Origin of the sequence: Leclercia sp. S52 (assembly GCF_039727615.1) — a bacterium.
Classification (GTDB): Bacteria; Pseudomonadota; Gammaproteobacteria; order Enterobacterales; family Enterobacteriaceae; genus Enterobacter; species Enterobacter adecarboxylatus_B.
This window is the reverse complement of sequence record NZ_CP152474.1, coordinates 3,833,346-3,850,527: the sequence shown is the minus strand read 5'-3', so window position 1 is coordinate 3,850,527 and position 17,182 is coordinate 3,833,346. Positions and strand designations below refer to the sequence as shown.

Below are 17,182 nucleotides of genomic sequence, written 5' to 3'. Positions count from 1 at the left end.
ACAAGATGCATTGTCAAAATGACAGCGAGGCGAGAATGAGTTTTTCTGTAGAGGTGCTGGCGAAAATCGCCATTGAATTGCAGAGCGGCATTGGTCATCAGGATCGTTTTCAGCGGCTGATCTCCACCCTGCGTCACGTGCTGGATTGCGATGCCTCGGCGCTGCTGCGCTATGAAGGACGGCAGTTTATCCCGCTGGCGATCGACGGCCTGGCCCAGGACGTGCTGGGGCGGCGCTTTACCCTGGAGGGCCATCCGCGGCTGGAGACTATCGCCCGCGCCGGGGATGTGGTGCGCTTCCCGGCCGACAGCGACCTGCCCGATCCTTACGACGGGCTGATCCCCGGCCAGGAGAGCCTGAAGGTGCACGCCTGTATCGGCCTGCCGCTGTTTGCCGGGCAGAACCTGATTGGGGCCCTGACCCTCGACGGCATGTCGCCGGACCAGTTCGATACCTTCAGCGACGAAGAGCTGAGGCTGATTGCCGCTCTCGCCGCCGGGGCGCTGAACAATGCCCTGCTGATTGAGCAGCTCGAGAGCCAGAACAGCCTGCCCGCGGGCCCGGCGGCCTTTGAGCAGGTGAAAAATACCGAGATGATCGGCCTGTCGCCGGGCATGATGAGCCTGAAAAAAGAGATTGAGATTGTCGCCGCCTCCGACCTGAACGTGCTGATCGAGGGCGAAACCGGCACCGGCAAAGAGCTGGTGGCGAAAGCCATCCACGAGGCCTCACCGAGGGCGGTTAATCCGCTGGTCTACCTCAACTGCGCCGCCCTGCCGGAAAGCGTGGCGGAGAGCGAGCTGTTCGGCCACGTCAAAGGGGCCTTTACCGGAGCCATCAGCAACCGCAGCGGCAAGTTTGAGATGGCCGATAACGGCACCCTGTTCCTCGATGAGATTGGCGAGCTGTCGCTGGCGCTTCAGGCCAAGCTGCTGCGGGTACTGCAGTACGGCGATATCCAGCGGGTGGGCGACGACCGCAGCCTGCGGGTTGACGTGCGGGTGCTGGCGGCCACCAACCGCGATCTGCGCGAAGAGGTGCTGGCCGGCAACTTCCGCGCCGACCTGTTCCATCGCCTGAGCGTTTTCCCGCTTTCGGTGCCGCCGCTGCGCGAGCGGGGCGAGGACGTGGTGCTGCTGGCGGGCTATTTCTGCGAACAGTGCCGGCTGCGGATGGGGTTATCCCGGGTGGTGCTCAGCCCCGGCGCGCGGGCGCACCTGCTGAGCTACGGCTGGCCGGGCAACGTGCGCGAGCTGGAGCATGCCATCCACCGGGCGGTAGTGCTGGCCCGGGCGGCGCGGCTGGGGGATGACGTGGTGATCCACGCCCAGCATTTTGCCCTGCATGATGAGAGCGCGCCTGCGGTGACGCTGGAAACCCCGGTGGTGGTGAATCAGAACCTGCGTGAGGCGACGGAAGAGTTTCAGCGCCAGACGATTGCCCGGGCGCTGGAGCAGAACGGTCGCAGCTGGGCGGCAAGCGCGAGGGCGCTGGAGACCGACGTCGCCAACCTGCACCGGCTGGCGAAACGTCTGGGTCTGAAAAGCTAGATAATGCCTGCCTGGTAGAAATCCTGCAGGTTGATGGCGCCGCACAGGCGGCCATTTTCGTCCACCACCGGGGCGGCGGTGATTTTGCGCTTCAGCAGCAGCTCTTTGGCTTCAATAGCGCGACTGTCGGCCTTCAGCGTGAGGCCGCCGGTGGTCATGGCGCTGCTGACGCTCACCTCCAGCTTGCCGCCGCCCACCAGCCAGCGACGCAGGTCGCCGTCGGTGAAGACGCCTTTCACTTGATTGTCGTCATCGCAGACCGCCACCAGCCCCAGGCCGGTGCGGCTCAGCTCCAGCATCGCATCCATCACGCTGGCGTTCAGCTTCACCTGCGGCGTGGCCTCGTCGGTGCGCATCAGATGGTGCACCTTGTTCAGCAGGCGTGCGCCCAGCGCCCCGGCAGGGTGGGAGCGGGCAAAATCTTCTTCATTAAAGCCGCGGGCCTGCATTACCGCCATTGCCAGCGCATCGCCCATCATCAGGGTATTCACGGTGCTGGAGGTCGGGGCCAGGTGCATCGGGCAGGCTTCGCGCTCCACCGAAATATCCAGCGTGGCTTTGGCAGCCAGCGCCAGCGGCGAGCGGGATTTACCGGTCATCGCCAGCAGCGCGACCGATTTTTCCTGCAGGCGCGGCAGGATCAGATCCAGCTCTTTCGCCGAGCCGGAGTAGGAGATAAACAGCAGCACGTCGCGGCTTTCGATCATCCCCAGGTCGCCGTGCAGGGCTTCCGCCGGATGGACAAAAAAGGCCGGGGTGCCGGTGCTGGCCAGGGTCGCGGCAATCTTTTTGCCGATATGCCCGGACTTGCCGATCCCCGCGACGATCACTTTCCCTTCGCACTGAATAATGGTGTTTGCCGCCCGAACGAAATCCTCTCCCAGACGGTCCGGCAGGCGGCTGGCCTCCTGCAGTTCGAGCATCAGGGTTTGGCGACCCGCGTTTAACAGAAAATCACTCATCTCTCTCTCCGGTTACAATCACTTCGATTCCTTTCTCTTCCAGCGCTTTTTTGAACGCCGGATCGATACCCGCGTCGGTGATCAGCTTATCGACGCTCTCAAGGCTACAGACAATGTTCGGGCTTTTACGGCCAAACTTCGACGAGTCGGCCATCAGGATCACTTCCCGGGCGGCGTTGCACATCGCTTTGCTGACGCTGAACACCTCGTTGAAAGTGGTCACGCCCGCGTTGAGATCGATGCCGTCGGTGCCCATAAACAGCCGGTCAAAGCTGAAATGGTCGAAGGCGTTCTCCGCCAGCTGGCCGTGAAACGAGGCTGATTTTTTACGGAAGGTGCCGCCGGGCATCAGGATGGTTTGTTCGTTGTCTAATTCTGACAGGGCGTTGACGATATGCAGGCTGTTGGTCATCACCGTGATGTTATTAAAGCGGCTCAGCATCGGCACCATCTGCAGCACCGTACTGCCCGCGTCGAGGATGATGGAGTCGCCGTCATGGATATACTTGACCGCCGCCTCAGCAATTAACGCCTTCTGATGGGTGTTGATCAGCGTCTTGTGATCGATGGGCGGATCGGCTTCGTCCTTATTCAGCACCACGCCGCCATAGGTGCGGATCACCGCCCCGGAGTTCTCCAGGATCACCAGATCCTTGCGGATGGTGGTGCCGGTGGTGTCAAAGTAGTGGGCCAGATCCTCAACCGAACATTTTCCCTGCTTTTGCAGGTGGTCGAGAATGGCCGCCTGCCGCTGACGGGGTTTCATAGGCGTTGCGTTCCTCAGGTTGCGAAATGATAATTTCGCAAGCTTATAGCGTTCACATCGAAATTATCCATGTTTCAATTTAAGCGCTAATGATAGTGCATCCTGACAGAGCGAATCATTGGGAAAGATCACATCAGGCTTCAATTCCTGCAGCGCGGTGCCGTTAATCGCTGCAATTTTCATCGGTCGGGCAAAGACCGTCAGCCCGCGCATCATCAACGAGTCGCAGACCCGGTGATTGTCGTCCAGCGCAATGGCGACAATCACCCGCGGTTTGAAGCGCCCGCCGGAGCGGCCCACGCCGACCCGGCCTTTCTGGCAGAGGGCGTCGAAGGCGCGGTTAAAGCGGTGGATTTGCCAGCCGCCGAGCGCCAGCTGGCCCAGCCAGGCGATAACGGCGACGGTGATGAATGTGGTAACCATATCAGCTCCTTAATTGCCGGGCGGCACTTCGCTTGCCCGGCCTACGAATAATCTCCCTCTCCCTGTGGGAGAGGGTTGGGGTGAGGGCATCAGCCCGCACAATCAGAACATCACCTGCCCGCCGGTGATATTGATCGACTGCCCGGTGCAGTAGGAGGCTTTCGGGCTGGCATAAAACAGCAGCATATTCAGCACGTCCTGATAGTCGCACCCGCGCTTCAGCGGCACTTTATCGATGTAATACTGCTCCACCTGATCCGCCTCGATGCCCAGCTTGGTGGCGTACTGCGGCAGCAGGGACTGGAACATCGGCGACTTCAGCAGGTTGCCGAGCATCAGCGAGTGCACGGTAATGCCGTACTCGGCCAGATCCAGCGCCAGGGACTGGGTCAGCCCCACGCCGCCGAACTTGGCCGCGCTGTAGCCGGAGTTGTGCTTGCTGCCCACCTTGCCGGATTTGGAGTTGATCTGAATGATGCGCCCGGCAATGCCGTCGCGGATCATCAGGCGTGAGAACTCCCGGGCGCAGAGGAAATAGCCCACCAGGTTCACCTGCAACGAGCGGTCGAAATCCCCCAGCTCCACGTCGCTGATAAATGCCGCTTTGGCGATGCCGGCGCTGTACACCAGCAGGTCGACGCGGCCAAAGATCTCATTCACCCCGTGCGACAGCGCCATCACGCTCTGCTCGCTGGTAGCGTCGGCGCCAAAGCCATACGCCTTGCCTTCGCCAAACTCCTTATTGATCTCGCTGGCGACCCGGGCGGCTTTTTCGCTCTGAATGTCCACCACCGCCACGCGATACCCTTCTGCGGCCAGCCCGCGGCAGAGATATTCCCCTAAGGTTTGTCCCCCGCCAATGACAACTGCAACCTGTTCCATGTTTCTCTCCTTTAATTACGCCACAAATTTCAGTACACAACCGGCCATCACCGCCTGCGGAACCGGCCCGGCAACGTGCACGGTGCCGGGGTATTCCGCCGCGGTCTGGCCATCAAAACGCAGGGTGATATGCCCCAGCTCGCGCAGGTTCTGCTCCGCGACATCGCCCACTGCCGTCACCGGATAGCGCGCGTCGCCCAGCGTGAGCTGGCTGCCAGGCCGCAGCGCGCCGCTCAGTTCGCCGTGGCAGTGGATAAAACAGAACTCTTCGATATCCGCCGGAGCGCCTTCACGGAAGGTAATCAGCATCTGGTCGCTCAGCGCATCCGCGGCGCTCTGGCCGATGCGGGTAATGGTGGTCTGGTAAATCACGGTCATGACGAAGTCCTCTTATTGATAGATAAAGCCAGAGACGAACCAGGCAATCAGAACGGTGGGCGCGCCGGTCAGGAAGCGGCTCACCAGCACGGAAGGGACGCCGACGCGGACGGTGTCCTGGCGCGCTTCGGCCAGCGACAGCCCCACCGGGATAAAGTCGCAGGCGGCCTGGGCATTAATGGCAAACAGCGCGGGCAGGGCGAGGTGCGGGGGAATATTGCCGAGCCCAATCTGCACGCCAATCAGCACGCCAATCACCTGAGCGATCACCGCCCCGGGGCCGAGGAACGGCGACAGCAGCGGGAAGGAGCAGATCAGCGCCAGCGTCACCAGCCCGAGCGGATGGCTGGCCAGCGGGGCCAGGCCGTGGGCGATCCAGTCCCCCAGACCGGAGGCCATGATGATGCCGATCAGCGCCGAGACGAAGGCCATAAACGGCAGGATGGTTTTCAGCACCGTGTCGATAGTGTCGCGCCCGGACTGGAACAGCACCGCCACCGCGGAGCCCATCCCCATCCCGACTTTTGCCAGCAGGCCGTCGCTCTGCTCGGTGATCTTCTTGCTGGTATCGTACTCGCGCGGCGCGCTCTTCTTCGCCGGGGCGGTACCTTCTGCCAGGCTGATGTTCTCCTCTTTTACGCCGGAGACGTAGATGTCTTCCAGGATGTATTGCGCCAGCGGGCCGGATTTGCCCGTTGAATGGATATTGACGGTGGGAATGCGCCGTTTCGGGTAGATGCCGCAGCGCAGGGTACCGCCGCAGTCGATTACCGCCACGCCGATCTCTGCTTCCGGCGGCTCGCCCTCCTTAAAGCCGTCGACCGCTTCCCAGCCGGTCAGTTCGCGCAGCCTGTCGACGATCGCCGGGCGCGTGCCCGCGGTGATATAGACGATCTTTTTCTCGCCAGTGGCGTCGAGTTCCAGCGGGCCGCCCCAGCCGCCCACCCCTTTTTCAATCCGGATACGGGTCATGCTGTGGCTCCTGCAAGCTGGACTTTCTGTTCAAGCTGGATGCCCATTTTCTTTTCGAAAATGGTGGTGGTGAGATCGGTCACCCAGCCGCGGAAGAAGTTGGTCACCAGGCCGACCAGCAGGTAACTCACCGCCAGCGGGCCGAGCGGCAGGCCGAGGGTAGTCAGGCCGCTGGCGATGCCCAGATAGACGAACAGCTCGCCGGGGTTGATGTGCGGAAACAGACCGTTCATCGAGTGGCAGCTGTAAGAGGCCGCGGCGTAGTAGCTCGGCTTGTAGCGCTCGGGCATAAAGCGCCCGAGGCTCAGGGTCATCGGGTTACAGAACACGAAGGTGCCGATGCAGGGCAGCAGCAGATAGCGGGAGACCGGATTACCGGCGCAGCGCTGGGCCAGTTTTTCGATCCGATGCTGACCAATAAAGTTGATCAATGCATTCATGATCACCAGCAGGCTGATCAGCAGCGGCAGGATCCCGGTGACCATGCTGGTAAAGACCTCGCCACCTTTCTGAAACAGCCCGATAAACCACTCGGCGCCGTGGGTGATGGTTTCTATCATTGTTTTCTCCTGTAGGGTGAGTTCATCTCTGACGGGCTAATAATAATCACTTTGAAAGGTTTTAAAGTGTTAAACAGATCTCACAATGAAAGAGAAATGGATTATTTTGAAAGATAACGGGCGAGGCGAGGGCGTTGTGGTTGAGAAGAGGACGAATTTGCCTTTAGGCGCGTAAAGATTTTGCCCTGCGGCTTTGCACCTCTTCCTTGAGGTGTCCCGGATGCTTTACCATACTTGCCACTTATCGAATTCGTTGAATGGATGTCTCATGCTCAAGCGTCGTTACGCAGCCTTACTGCCTGCGCTTATCCTGCTCTCAGCCTGTAGCAGCAAACCGAAGACCGAAGAGGTCCAGCAACAAACGGCGGGCGCGCCGTCCGGCGGCTTCCTGCTGGAACCCCAGCATAATGTGATGCAGATGGGGGGCGACTTTGCCAACAATCCCGCGGCGGAACAGTTCATCGACAAAATGGTGAGCAAGCACGGCTTTAATAAAGCCCAGCTGCAGGAGATCCTCTCCCAGGCGAAGCGTCTGGATTACGTGCTGCGACTGATGGATCGACAGGCACCGACCACCCAGCCACCGGCCGGGCCGAACGGCGCGTGGCTGCGCTATCGCAACCAGTTTATTACCCCGGACAACGTGCAGAACGGCGTGGCGTTCTGGAACCAGTATCAGGACGCGCTGACCCGCGCCCAGCAGGTCTACGGCGTGCCGCCGGAGATCATCATCGGGATTATCGGGGTGGAAACCCGCTGGGGCCGCGTGATGGGCAAAACCCGCATTCTGGATGCGCTGGCAACCCTCTCCTTTAACTATCCGCGCCGGGCGGAGTACTTCTCCTCCGAGCTGGAAACCTTCCTGCTGATGGCGCGCGACGAGCAGGATGACCCGCTGGATCTGAAGGGCTCCTTTGCCGGTGCCATGGGCTACGGCCAGTTTATGCCGTCCTCCTATAAGCAGTATGCCGTCGATTTCAACGGCGACGGACACATCAACCTGTGGGATCCGGAAGATGCGATTGGCAGCGTCGCCAACTACTTCAAAGAGCATGGCTGGACGCCAGGTCAACCGGTCGCGGTGATGGCTAACGGCCAGGCACCAGGGCTGGAGAATGGCTTTAAAACCAGCTACACCCCGGCACAGCTGACGTCCGTAGGGTTAACGCCGCAGCAGCCGCTGAGCGCCAATCAAAAGGTCAGCCTGCTGCGTCTGGATATCGGCACTGGCTATCAGTACTGGTACGGTCTGCCGAACTTCTACACCATCACCCGCTACAACCACAGCACGCACTATGCGATGGCGGTCTGGCAGCTGGGGCTGGCCGTGGCGCAGGCGCGCGTGGCATCGCCGTTCAGTTAATACTGTCATTCCCCGCCGAAAAAGTGAGTGGAGCCGTTCCACTCACTTTTCATTCTTAGCCGCTCGGCCTGTTTAATTTTTCTGAAGCCCCCCTCGTAAAACCTTCACCTCACCCTCATATCTGGCAACTAAAGTGCTATCTTGTGCTGCACGTTTTTAAGGAGTCAAAACGATATGACTGACCATGAATTGATGCAGCTCAGTGAAAGGGTAGGGCAGGCGCTGAAACAGCGCGGTGCGACGGTCACCACGGCAGAGTCCTGTACCGGCGGCTGGGTGGCGAAAGCTATCACCGATATTGCGGGCAGCTCCGCCTGGTTTGAACGCGGGTTTGTAACCTACAGTAATGAAGCGAAAGCGCAGATGATTGGCGTCCGTGAACCCACGCTTATCGAGCATGGCGCGGTCAGCGAGCCGGTGGTGATCGAGATGGCGATTGGTGCCCTGCGTGCCGCCCGGGCAGACTATGCTATCTCTATAAGTGGTATCGCCGGGCCGGACGGCGGCAGCGCTGAAAAGCCTGTCGGGACCGTGTGGTTTGGCTTTGCGACGGCGCAGGGCGAGGGGATTACCCGCCGGGAATGCTTCAGCGGAGACCGTGAAAGTGTGCGTCGTCAGGCCACCGTTTATGCGTTAAAAACGCTCTGGCAACAATTTCTACAAAACACTTGATACTGTATGAGCATACAGTATAATTGCTGCAACAGAACAGAAATCCAAGGTGAAGCGCAGTTGTTTCACCCGGCATGAGAGGAAAAAATGGCTATCGACGAAAACAAACAGAAAGCGTTGGCGGCAGCACTGGGCCAGATCGAAAAGCAATTCGGTAAAGGTTCCATCATGCGCCTGGGTGAAGATCGTTCCATGGATGTAGAAACTATCTCCACCGGTTCGCTTTCTCTGGATATTGCACTGGGTGCTGGCGGCCTACCTATGGGTCGTATCGTAGAGATCTACGGGCCAGAATCCTCCGGTAAAACCACCCTGACCTTACAGGTTGTGGCGGCTGCACAGCGCGAAGGCAAAACCTGTGCCTTTATCGATGCTGAGCACGCGCTGGATCCGGTCTACGCACGTAAACTGGGTGTTGATATCGACAACCTGCTCTGCTCCCAGCCGGATACCGGTGAGCAGGCACTGGAAATCTGTGACGCACTGGCGCGCTCTGGCGCAGTAGACGTAATCATCGTCGACTCCGTTGCGGCACTGACGCCAAAAGCAGAAATCGAAGGTGAAATCGGTGACTCTCACATGGGCCTCGCGGCACGTATGATGAGCCAGGCGATGCGTAAGCTGGCCGGTAACCTGAAGCAGTCCAACACGCTGCTGATCTTCATCAACCAGATCCGTATGAAGATTGGTGTGATGTTCGGTAACCCGGAAACCACCACCGGTGGTAACGCGCTGAAATTCTACGCCTCCGTACGTCTGGATATCCGCCGTATCGGTGCCGTGAAAGACGGTGAGAACGTGGTGGGTAGCGAAACTCGCGTGAAGGTTGTGAAGAACAAGATTGCTGCACCGTTTAAACAGGCTGAATTCCAGATCCTCTACGGCGAAGGTATCAACTTCTACGGCGAGCTGGTTGACCTGGGCGTGAAAGAGAAGCTGATTGAGAAAGCGGGCGCCTGGTACAGCTACAACGGCGACAAGATTGGTCAGGGTAAAGCGAATGCTATCTCCTGGCTGAAAGAGAACCCGGCGGCAGCAAAAGAGATCGAGAAGAAGGTGCGTGAGCTTCTGCTCAGCAACCAGGATTCTAAACCGCAGTTCGCTGTTGATGGCGAAGGCGTTGAAGAAACCAACGAAGATTTCTGATAATCGGAAGTAATAAATAAGGGTCGCTTAATGCGGCCCTTTTGCTTTTTGCATTTTGACTGCAGCAGGTTTATCTATGAATGAATCAACAGCACGTCGTCCTGCTTATAATCGCCTGCTCGATCGCGCCGTGCGCATCCTTGCGGTTCGTGACCACAGCGAGCAGGAGCTTCGCCGTAAACTCGCCGCGCCGGTAATGAGCAAAAACGGACCAGAAGCCATCGATGCCACGGCAGAAGATTACGATCGGGTCGTCGCCTGGTGCTATGAGCACGGTTATCTGGACGATACCCGTTTTGTCTCACGCTTCATCGCCAGCCGCAGCCGGAAAGGCTACGGCCCGGCGCGCATCCGCCAGGAACTCAATCAAAAAGGTATCCCGCGCGAAACCAGCGAAAAGGCGATGCGTGAATGCGAGATTGACTGGTGCGAGCTGGCGCGGGAACAGGCCGTGCGGAAGTACGGTGAACCCTTGCCGCGTGAGTTTTCAGAAAAAGTCAAAATCCAGCGCTTTTTGCTTTATCGCGGCTTCCTGATGGAGGATATTCAGGAAATCTGGCGTAATTTTACCGATTGAACGCATGCGGGATTTTACTTCCCTCTAAAGAAAACTTATCTTATTCCCACTTTTTTCAGTAGCTGGTCCGTCCAACAAAGGTTGTGTAGTGACCGGCTGTGACATTTCGTTAGCTTGATTTCAGGATAATTATGAGCAAGAGCACCGCTGAGATCCGTCAGGCGTTTCTCGATTTTTTCCATAGTAAGGGACACCAGGTTGTTGCCAGCAGCTCCCTGGTACCGAACAACGATCCGACTTTACTGTTTACCAACGCCGGGATGAACCAGTTCAAGGATGTCTTCCTGGGTCTCGACAAGCGTAATTATTCTCGCGCAACCACCTCGCAGCGCTGCGTGCGTGCGGGCGGTAAACATAACGATCTGGAAAACGTCGGTTACACCGCACGTCACCATACCTTCTTCGAAATGCTGGGTAACTTCAGCTTCGGCGACTATTTCAAAAATGATGCTATCCAGTACGCATGGGAACTGCTGACCGGTGAAAACTGGTTCAACCTGCCGAAAGAGCGTCTGTGGGTTACTGTCTACGAAACCGATGACGAAGCCTATGAAATCTGGGAAAAAGAAGTCGGTATCCCGCGCGAACGTATTATTCGCATCGGCGATAACAAAGGCGCACCTTACGCCTCTGATAACTTCTGGCAGATGGGTGATACCGGCCCGTGCGGTCCGTGCACCGAAATCTTCTACGATCATGGCGATCACATCTGGGGCGGCCCTCCGGGTAGCGCAGAAGAAGACGGCGACCGTTACATTGAAATCTGGAACATCGTCTTCATGCAGTTCAACCGTCAGATTGACGGCACCATGGAGCCACTGCCGAAGCCATCCGTGGATACCGGTATGGGTCTGGAGCGTATTGCCGCAGTGCTGCAACACGTTAACTCCAACTACGACATCGATCTGTTCAGCACCCTGATTAAGTCTGTTGCCGAAGTGACGGGTGCAACCGACCTGAGCAACAAATCCCTGCGCGTTATCGCTGACCACATCCGCTCCTGTGCCTTCCTGATTGCTGACGGCGTGATCCCGTCGAATGAAAACCGCGGCTACGTGCTGCGTCGTATCATTCGTCGCGCTATCCGTCACGGCAACATGCTGGGCGCGAAGGACACCTTCTTCTACAAGCTGGTGGGTCCACTGGTAAGCGTGATGGGCGCGGCTGGCGACGAACTGAAACGCCAGCAGGCGCAGGTTGAGCAGGTTCTGAAAACCGAAGAAGAGCAGTTTGCCCGTACTCTGGAACGTGGTCTGGCCCTGCTGGACGACGAACTGTCGAAGCTGAAAGGCGATACGCTGGATGGTGAAACCGCCTTCCGTCTGTACGATACCTATGGCTTCCCGGTTGACCTGACGGCTGACGTCTGCCGCGAGCGCAACATTAAAGTTGATGAAGCGGGCTTCGAAGCCGCCATGGAAGAACAGCGCCGTCGCGCGCGTGAGTCCAGCGGTTTTGGTGCCGACTACAACGCGATGATCCGCGTTGATGGCAGCAGCGAATTCGAAGGTTACGAGCACCTCGAAACCAACGGCAAAGTGACCGCTCTGTTTGTTGACGGCAAAGCCGTGGACAGCATCAGCGCGGGCCAGGCGGCGGTCGTGGTTCTGGATAAAACCCCGTTCTACGCAGAGTCAGGCGGCCAGGTTGGTGATAAAGGCGAGCTGAAGGGCAGTGATTTCAGCTTTACCGTGAGCGACACGCAGAAATACGGTCAGGCGATTGGTCATCAGGGTACGCTGGCATCCGGCACGCTGAAAGTGGGCGAGGGCGTTCAGGCTATCGTTGACGAAGCGCGCCGCGCACGTATCCGTCTGAACCACTCCGCGACGCACCTGATGCACGCCGCGCTGCGCCAGGTTCTGGGCACGCACGTTGCGCAGAAAGGCTCGCTGGTAAATGACAAAGTGCTGCGCTTCGACTTCTCGCATTTTGAAGCGATGAAACCGGCGGAAATCCGCGCGGTGGAAGATCTGGTGAATGCCCAGATCCGTCGTAACCTGCCGATCGAAACCAACATCATGGATCTCGACGCGGCGAAGAACAAAGGCGCAATGGCGCTGTTCGGCGAGAAATATGACGAACGCGTGCGCGTGCTGAGCATGGGCGATTTTTCCACCGAACTGTGTGGCGGTACGCACGCCAGCCGTACGGGCGACATCGGTCTGTTCCGCATTGTGTCCGAATCCGGTACGGCGGCAGGTGTGCGTCGTATCGAAGCGGTCACCGGTGAAGGCGCGATTGCACTTCTGCATGCGCAGAGCGATCAGCTGCACGACATCGCGCAGCTGCTGAAGGGCGACAGCCAGAACCTGGGCGAGAAAGTGCGTGTTGCTCTGGAACGTACCCGTCAGCTGGAGAAAGAGCTGCAGCAGCTGAAAGAGCAGGCCGCCGTTGCTGAGAGCGCAAACCTCTCCAGCAAGGCGGTTGAGATTAACGGTGTCAAACTGCTGGTCAGCGAACTGGCGGGCGTTGAGCCGAAAATGCTTCGTACTATGGTCGACGATCTGAAGAACCAGCTTGGTTCAACCATCATCGTTCTGGCAACGGTAGCGGAAGGTAAGGTTTCTCTGATTGCGGGCGTATCTAAGGACGTGATCGACCGTGTGAAAGCAGGGGAACTGATTGGTATGGTCGCTCAGCAAGTGGGCGGTAAAGGCGGTGGTCGTCCGGACATGGCGCAAGCCGGTGGTACAGACGCAGCAGCCCTTCCAGCGGCACTGGCCAGTGTTGAAAGCTGGGTAAGTTCTAAACTGTAATAATTACAAAGCGTACACAGACGCCATAACGACAACGTTATGGCGTACTGCGCTCTACGCTATCGATAATGATAAAGTCAGGTTGAGTTTGTGTATATCGGCTAAACTTACGTTTAACAGATTGTGATGCCGTGACTACCTACACATTACGTGTTTGTCATCGCTTACTTTTTGGCGTTATATGATGGATAATGCCGGGATACAAGAGACCCGACTCTTTTAATCTTTCAAGGAGCAAAGAATGCTGATTCTGACTCGTCGAGTTGGTGAGACCCTCATGATTGGGGATGAGGTCACCGTGACAGTTTTAGGGGTAAAGGGCAACCAGGTACGTATTGGTGTGAACGCCCCTAAAGAAGTCTCTGTTCATCGTGAAGAGATCTACCAGCGTATCCAGGCTGAAAAATCCCAGCAGTCCAGTTACTGATATTATCGCGTCTCGCTGTCTGGCGAGACGCAACCCTCCCGATATATTCCTTGTCAAAAGTTACCGTTCGATTTCAACCGCTCTCTTTTTAACCTTCTGCCATACCCTTTCTCTGCCCGACATCCCTTTTATACCCCTGGATAACTGCCAGCTGGCCTGCAAAATCCGTTTATAAAACACCCTCTTTGCGGGTTTTACATGCGAATTGCCTGTGATTTGTGCAAACGATAAAAGGTTGTGGAAAATTGTTTGACTTATAAGTCCCAGAAAGTAATATATGCGCCACGCAGCGACGAGAAGCTCTTAACGAGTTACTCGAAGCACTCGAAAGAGGCGTTGTGTGGTGAGGTGGCCGAGAGGCTGAAGGCGCTCCCCTGCTAAGGGAGTATGCGGTCAAAAGCTGCATCCGGGGTTCGAATCCCCGCCTCACCGCCATTTTGCATCCGTAGCTCAGCTGGATAGAGTACTCGGCTACGAACCGAGCGGTCGGAGGTTCGAATCCTCCCGGATGCACCATCCTTTACTTCATGTCGCTTTCGAAACGATATGTAGTATCAAGTAGTACAGCAGTAAATCCTGATGCATCCGTAGCTCAGCTGGATAGAGTACTCGGCTACGAACCGAGCGGTCGGAGGTTCGAATCCTCCCGGATGCACCATCTTTTACTTTGTGTTGCTTATGAAGCAATACCAAGTATCAGCAGTAACAGCAGTAAATCCCGATGCATCCGTAGCTCAGCTGGATAGAGTACTCGGCTACGAACCGAGCGGTCGGAGGTTCGAATCCTCCCGGATGCACCATTTACTATTTCTGCAAGCAGTACCACGATGCATCCGTAGCTCAGCTGGATAGAGTACTCGGCTACGAACCGAGCGGTCGGAGGTTCGAATCCTCCCGGATGCACCATTCTCTTCGATGTTCCCTCTGTAGTTTATTTCTTCAGCACTCCCAATCTAATGCCAGCCAGAAGCAGCGACAAAAGCCCTTGTTTACGATAAAGTAACGCTTTGTAATCCTTTTGCGAGAGCACGATGTACGCACAGTATGACGGTTTGATCTTCGATATGGATGGCACCATCCTGGACACTGAGCCAACGCATCGTAAAGCCTGGACTGACGTCCTCGGCCGTTACGGAATGCGTTTCGACTTACAGGCTATGATTGCCCTCAACGGATCTCCTACCTGGCGTATTGCGCAGGCCGTGATTGAACTGAATCAGGCCGATCTCGACCCTCATCTGCTCGCGCGTGAAAAAACCGATGCGGTAAAAGCGATGTTGCTAGATACCGTGCGCCCTTTGCCATTAATTGAGGTGGTCAAAGAGTGGCACGGACGACGTCCGATGTCGGTCGGGACGGGCAGCGAGAGCGCAATCGCAGAGGCATTGCTCAACCATCTTGGCCTGCGCCACTATTTTTCTGCGGTGGTTGCCGCCGATCATGTTAAAAACCATAAGCCCGCCCCGGACACCTTTCTGCTGTGCGCAGAACTTATGGGTGTGCCAGCCGCGAAGTGCGTCGTGTTTGAAGATGCCGACTTCGGTATTCAGGCGGCGCACGCTGCCGGCATGGATGCGGTGGACGTTCGCTTACTGTGAGTGACCTGCTGTCACTGACCTCACTCTTCGCCAGCAGTTTTTTAAGCGCCACGCTTTTGCCGGGAAATTCGGAAGTGGTACTGGTGGCGATGCTCTTGTCCGGCGTAAGTCAGCCCTGGTTGCTCGTGTTAATAGCAACAATGGGTAATAGCTTTGGAGGGCTGACTAACGTTATTCTTGGGCGATTCTTTCCGCTACGCAAAACGTCGCGCTGGCAGGAAAAGGCAGTCGGCTGGCTAAAACGCTATGGGGCTGCCACGCTTTTACTAAGCTGGATGCCGGTAATCGGTGATTTACTGTGCCTGCTGGCGGGATGGATGCGCATCTCCTGGGGGCCCGTGCTCTTTTTTTTATGCCTGGGCAAGGCATTGCGCTACGTTCTCGTGGCGGTTGTGACTTTGCAGGGCATGACGTGGTGGCACTAATTGGACTGTTTGTGACCATGAACCATTACAATTATGCTAAATAAAATGATTTTGACAGGCGGGAGGTCGAATTGATCCCGGACGTATCACAGGCACTGGCCTGGCTGGAAAACCACCCTCAGGCTCTGAAGGGTATTCAGCGTGGTCTTGAGCGCGAAACGCTGCGCGTGAACGCGGATGGCAGTCTTGCAACGACGGGTCATCCAAAGGCGTTGGGTTCTGCGCTGACTCATAAGTGGATCACGACTGATTTCGCAGAAGCGCTGCTTGAGTTCATCACGCCGGTCGATGGCGATATTGATCACATGCTGAAGATTATGCGTGATATCCACCGCTACAGCGCCCGCAATCTGGGTGATGAGCGTATGTGGCCGCTCAGCATGCCCTGCTATATCGAGCAGGGCCAGGACATCGAACTGGCGCAGTATGGCACATCAAATATTGGTCGTCTGAAAACGCTTTATCGCGAAGGGCTAAAAAACCGCTACGGCGCGCTGATGCAGACGATTTCTGGCGTGCATTATAACTTTTCACTGCCCATGGCATTCTGGCAGGCGAAGTGCGGCGAGACGGATAAAGAGGCGATCTCAGTAGGCTATTTCCGCCTGATCCGTAACTACTATCGCTTTGGCTGGGTCATCCCGTATCTGTTCGGCGCGTCACCGGCGATTTGTTCCTCGTTCCTGCAGGGCAAACCGACCACGCTGCCGTTTGAGAAGACCGATTGCGGCATGTATTACCTGCCGTACGCGACCTCCCTGCGCCTCAGCGACCTCGGTTATACCAATAAGTCGCAAAGCAATCTCGGAATTACGTTTAACGAATTGCATGAGTATGTGGCAGGATTGAAGCGGGCGATCAAAACGCCGTCGGAAGCGTACGACGAAATCGGGCTTGAGAAAGACGGTAAACGCCTGCAAATCAACACCAACGTTTTGCAGATCGAAAACGAACTGTACGCGCCGATCCGTCCGAAACGCGTCACCCGCAGCGGCGAGACACCGTCAGATGCGCTGCAACGCGGCGGTATTGAGTACATTGAAGTGCGCTCCCTGGATATCAACCCGTTCTCACCAATCGGTGTGGATGAGCAGCAGGTACGCTTCCTGGATCTGTTTATGGTCTGGTGCGTGCTGGCCGATGCGCCGGAAATGAGCGCTGACGAACTGCTCTGTACCCGCACCAACTGGAACCGGGTGATCCTCGAAGGGCGCAAGCCTGGTCTGACGCTGGGCATTGGCTGTCAAACGGCGCAGTTCCCGTTACAACAGGTGGGTAAAGATCTGTTCCGCGATCTCAAACGCGTCGCCCACACGCTGGACAGCGTTTACGGTGGCGAAGAGTATCAGCAGGTTTGTGACCAACTGATCGAAAGCTTTGATAATCCCGAGCTGACATTCTCGGCGCGCATTCTGCGTTCTATGATTGATCAGGGGATTGGCGGCACCGGTCGTGCGTTGGCGGCGGAGTATCGCGATATGCTGCAGCAGGAGCCGCTGGAGGTGTTAAGCGAAGCCGATTTTGCTGCGGAGCGCGATGCGTCTGTAGTGCGTCAGGGGGAGATTGAAGCGGCGGATACCGAGTCGTTTGCAGATTTCCTGGCGAAACAGGCCTGACAGAAAAGAAAAAGGCCACATCGCTGTGGCCAAAATAACATCTCTGAAGAACAGGGATGATGATAACAAATGCGCGTCTTTCATATACTCAGACTCGCGTTGAAAT

The 17,182-nt window shown here is 57.1% G+C and carries 17 protein-coding genes and 5 tRNA genes; 15 read left to right on the top strand and 7 right to left on the bottom strand.

Features of this window, described 5'->3' with window-relative positions; all coding sequences use genetic code 11:
- Positions 1–35: 35 nt before the first annotated feature.
- The gene (gene norR, locus AAHB66_RS18395; protein WP_347113982.1) at positions 36–1,550 is read left to right on the top strand and encodes a nitric oxide reductase transcriptional regulator NorR; all 1,515 of its coding nucleotides are present in this window, start codon (positions 36–38) and stop codon (positions 1,548–1,550) included.
- Here the strand turns inward: norR and gutQ are convergent.
- From gutQ to srlA, 7 genes are all read right to left on the bottom strand, one after another.
- Positions 1,547–2,512: an arabinose-5-phosphate isomerase GutQ gene (gene gutQ / locus AAHB66_RS18390; RefSeq protein ID WP_347113981.1), complete on the bottom strand. Its 966-nt coding sequence runs from the start codon at positions 2,510–2,512 to the stop codon at positions 1,547–1,549. The genes norR and gutQ overlap by 4 nt on opposite strands.
- Positions 2,505–3,278 carry a DNA-binding transcriptional repressor gene (locus AAHB66_RS18385; protein ID WP_347113979.1) on the bottom strand — a complete coding sequence of 258 codons (774 nt, stop codon included), beginning with the start codon at positions 3,276–3,278 and terminating at the stop codon, positions 2,505–2,507. The genes gutQ and AAHB66_RS18385 overlap by 8 nt, the downstream gene beginning before the upstream one ends.
- A 63-nt stretch (positions 3,279–3,341) precedes the next feature.
- Positions 3,342–3,701, bottom strand: coding sequence for a transcriptional regulator GutM (gene gutM, locus AAHB66_RS18380; RefSeq protein WP_347113977.1), 360 nt, complete (start codon positions 3,699–3,701; stop codon positions 3,342–3,344).
- 102 nt (positions 3,702–3,803) lie between these two features.
- Positions 3,804–4,583: a sorbitol-6-phosphate dehydrogenase gene (srlD, locus tag AAHB66_RS18375; RefSeq protein WP_106994503.1), complete on the bottom strand. Its 780-nt coding sequence runs from the start codon at positions 4,581–4,583 to the stop codon at positions 3,804–3,806.
- 15 nt (positions 4,584–4,598) lie between these two features.
- Entirely contained in the window at positions 4,599–4,961 is a 363-nt protein-coding gene (gene srlB / locus AAHB66_RS18370; RefSeq protein ID WP_333854558.1) for a PTS glucitol/sorbitol transporter subunit IIA, read from the bottom strand.
- Positions 4,962–4,973: 12 nt separating this feature from the next.
- Positions 4,974–5,933, bottom strand: coding sequence for a PTS glucitol/sorbitol transporter subunit IIB (locus AAHB66_RS18365; protein WP_347113975.1), 960 nt, complete (start codon positions 5,931–5,933; stop codon positions 4,974–4,976).
- A complete protein-coding gene (srlA, locus tag AAHB66_RS18360; protein WP_347113974.1) occupies positions 5,930–6,493 on the bottom strand; it encodes a PTS glucitol/sorbitol transporter subunit IIC in 564 nt (187 codons plus the stop codon). The genes AAHB66_RS18365 and srlA overlap by 4 nt, the downstream gene beginning before the upstream one ends.
- 268 nt (positions 6,494–6,761) lie before the next feature.
- Between srlA and mltB the strand changes: the two genes are divergently transcribed.
- The 14 genes from mltB (at position 6,762) to gshA (ending at position 17,076) form a co-directional block, all read left to right on the top strand.
- Positions 6,762–7,856, top strand: coding sequence for a lytic murein transglycosylase B (gene mltB, locus AAHB66_RS18355; RefSeq protein ID WP_347113973.1), 1,095 nt, complete (start codon positions 6,762–6,764; stop codon positions 7,854–7,856).
- 174 nt (positions 7,857–8,030) lie between these two features.
- Complete coding sequence (gene pncC, locus AAHB66_RS18350; protein ID WP_347113972.1) at positions 8,031–8,528, top strand: nicotinamide-nucleotide amidase; 498 nt, start codon at positions 8,031–8,033, stop codon at positions 8,526–8,528.
- Between the two features lie 87 nt (positions 8,529–8,615).
- Entirely contained in the window at positions 8,616–9,674 is a 1,059-nt protein-coding gene (recA, locus tag AAHB66_RS18345) for a recombinase RecA (protein ID WP_142486888.1), read from the top strand.
- A gap of 76 nt (positions 9,675–9,750) precedes the next feature.
- Positions 9,751–10,251: a recombination regulator RecX gene (gene recX / locus AAHB66_RS18340; RefSeq protein ID WP_347113970.1), complete on the top strand. Its 501-nt coding sequence runs from the start codon at positions 9,751–9,753 to the stop codon at positions 10,249–10,251.
- 131 nt (positions 10,252–10,382) lie between these two features.
- Positions 10,383–13,010: an alanine--tRNA ligase gene (gene alaS / locus AAHB66_RS18335; protein WP_347113969.1), complete on the top strand. Its 2,628-nt coding sequence runs from the start codon at positions 10,383–10,385 to the stop codon at positions 13,008–13,010.
- 241 nt (positions 13,011–13,251) lie between these two features.
- On the top strand, positions 13,252–13,437 hold the full coding sequence (gene csrA / locus AAHB66_RS18330; RefSeq protein ID WP_000906486.1) for a carbon storage regulator CsrA: 186 nt from the start codon (positions 13,252–13,254) through the stop codon (positions 13,435–13,437).
- 342 nt (positions 13,438–13,779) lie between these two features.
- A tRNA-Ser gene (locus tag AAHB66_RS18325) sits at positions 13,780–13,872 on the top strand.
- Between the two features lie 4 nt (positions 13,873–13,876).
- Positions 13,877–13,953: transfer RNA gene (locus AAHB66_RS18320), tRNA-Arg, on the top strand.
- A 65-nt stretch (positions 13,954–14,018) separates the two neighbouring features.
- Positions 14,019–14,095 (top strand) — tRNA-Arg (locus tag AAHB66_RS18315).
- 65 nt (positions 14,096–14,160) lie between these two features.
- A tRNA-Arg gene (locus AAHB66_RS18310) sits at positions 14,161–14,237 on the top strand.
- 29 nt (positions 14,238–14,266) lie between these two features.
- Positions 14,267–14,343: transfer RNA gene (locus AAHB66_RS18305), tRNA-Arg, on the top strand.
- A gap of 125 nt (positions 14,344–14,468) precedes the next feature.
- Complete coding sequence (gene yqaB / locus AAHB66_RS18300) at positions 14,469–15,035, top strand: fructose-1-phosphate/6-phosphogluconate phosphatase (RefSeq protein WP_347113963.1); 567 nt, start codon at positions 14,469–14,471, stop codon at positions 15,033–15,035.
- The gene (locus AAHB66_RS18295) at positions 15,032–15,460 is read left to right on the top strand and encodes a YqaA family protein (protein ID WP_106994514.1); all 429 of its coding nucleotides are present in this window, start codon (positions 15,032–15,034) and stop codon (positions 15,458–15,460) included. The genes yqaB and AAHB66_RS18295 overlap by 4 nt, the downstream gene beginning before the upstream one ends.
- Positions 15,461–15,531: 71 nt before the next feature.
- On the top strand, positions 15,532–17,076 hold the full coding sequence (gene gshA / locus AAHB66_RS18290; RefSeq protein ID WP_347113962.1) for a glutamate--cysteine ligase: 1,545 nt from the start codon (positions 15,532–15,534) through the stop codon (positions 17,074–17,076).
- The last annotated feature ends 106 nt before the right edge of the window (positions 17,077–17,182 follow it).

What these genes read in the sequence shown, in the direction of transcription:
- alaS (WP_347113969.1), top strand. Translation starts at nt 10,383, where the DNA reads ATGAGCAAGAGCACCGCTGAGATCCGTCAGGCGTTTCTCGATTTTTTC.
- pncC (WP_347113972.1), top strand. Translation starts at nt 8,031, where the DNA reads ATGACTGACCATGAATTGATGCAGCTCAGTGAAAGGGTAGGGCAGGCG.
- srlD (WP_106994503.1), bottom strand. Translation starts at nt 4,583, where the DNA reads ATGGAACAGGTTGCAGTTGTCATTGGCGGGGGACAAACCTTAGGGGAA.
- recX (WP_347113970.1), top strand. Translation starts at nt 9,751, where the DNA reads ATGAATGAATCAACAGCACGTCGTCCTGCTTATAATCGCCTGCTCGAT.
- gutM (WP_347113977.1), bottom strand. Translation starts at nt 3,701, where the DNA reads ATGGTTACCACATTCATCACCGTCGCCGTTATCGCCTGGCTGGGCCAG.
- yqaB (WP_347113963.1), top strand. Translation starts at nt 14,469, where the DNA reads ATGTACGCACAGTATGACGGTTTGATCTTCGATATGGATGGCACCATC.
- mltB (WP_347113973.1), top strand. Translation starts at nt 6,762, where the DNA reads ATGCTCAAGCGTCGTTACGCAGCCTTACTGCCTGCGCTTATCCTGCTC.
- csrA (WP_000906486.1), top strand. Translation starts at nt 13,252, where the DNA reads ATGCTGATTCTGACTCGTCGAGTTGGTGAGACCCTCATGATTGGGGAT.
- srlB (WP_333854558.1), bottom strand. Translation starts at nt 4,961, where the DNA reads ATGACCGTGATTTACCAGACCACCATTACCCGCATCGGCCAGAGCGCC.
- srlA (WP_347113974.1), bottom strand. Translation starts at nt 6,493, where the DNA reads ATGATAGAAACCATCACCCACGGCGCCGAGTGGTTTATCGGGCTGTTT.
- norR (WP_347113982.1), top strand. Translation starts at nt 36, where the DNA reads ATGAGTTTTTCTGTAGAGGTGCTGGCGAAAATCGCCATTGAATTGCAG.
- recA (WP_142486888.1), top strand. Translation starts at nt 8,616, where the DNA reads ATGGCTATCGACGAAAACAAACAGAAAGCGTTGGCGGCAGCACTGGGC.
- gutQ (WP_347113981.1), bottom strand. Translation starts at nt 2,512, where the DNA reads ATGAGTGATTTTCTGTTAAACGCGGGTCGCCAAACCCTGATGCTCGAA.
- AAHB66_RS18385 (WP_347113979.1), bottom strand. Translation starts at nt 3,278, where the DNA reads ATGAAACCCCGTCAGCGGCAGGCGGCCATTCTCGACCACCTGCAAAAG.
- AAHB66_RS18365 (WP_347113975.1), bottom strand. Translation starts at nt 5,933, where the DNA reads ATGACCCGTATCCGGATTGAAAAAGGGGTGGGCGGCTGGGGCGGCCCG.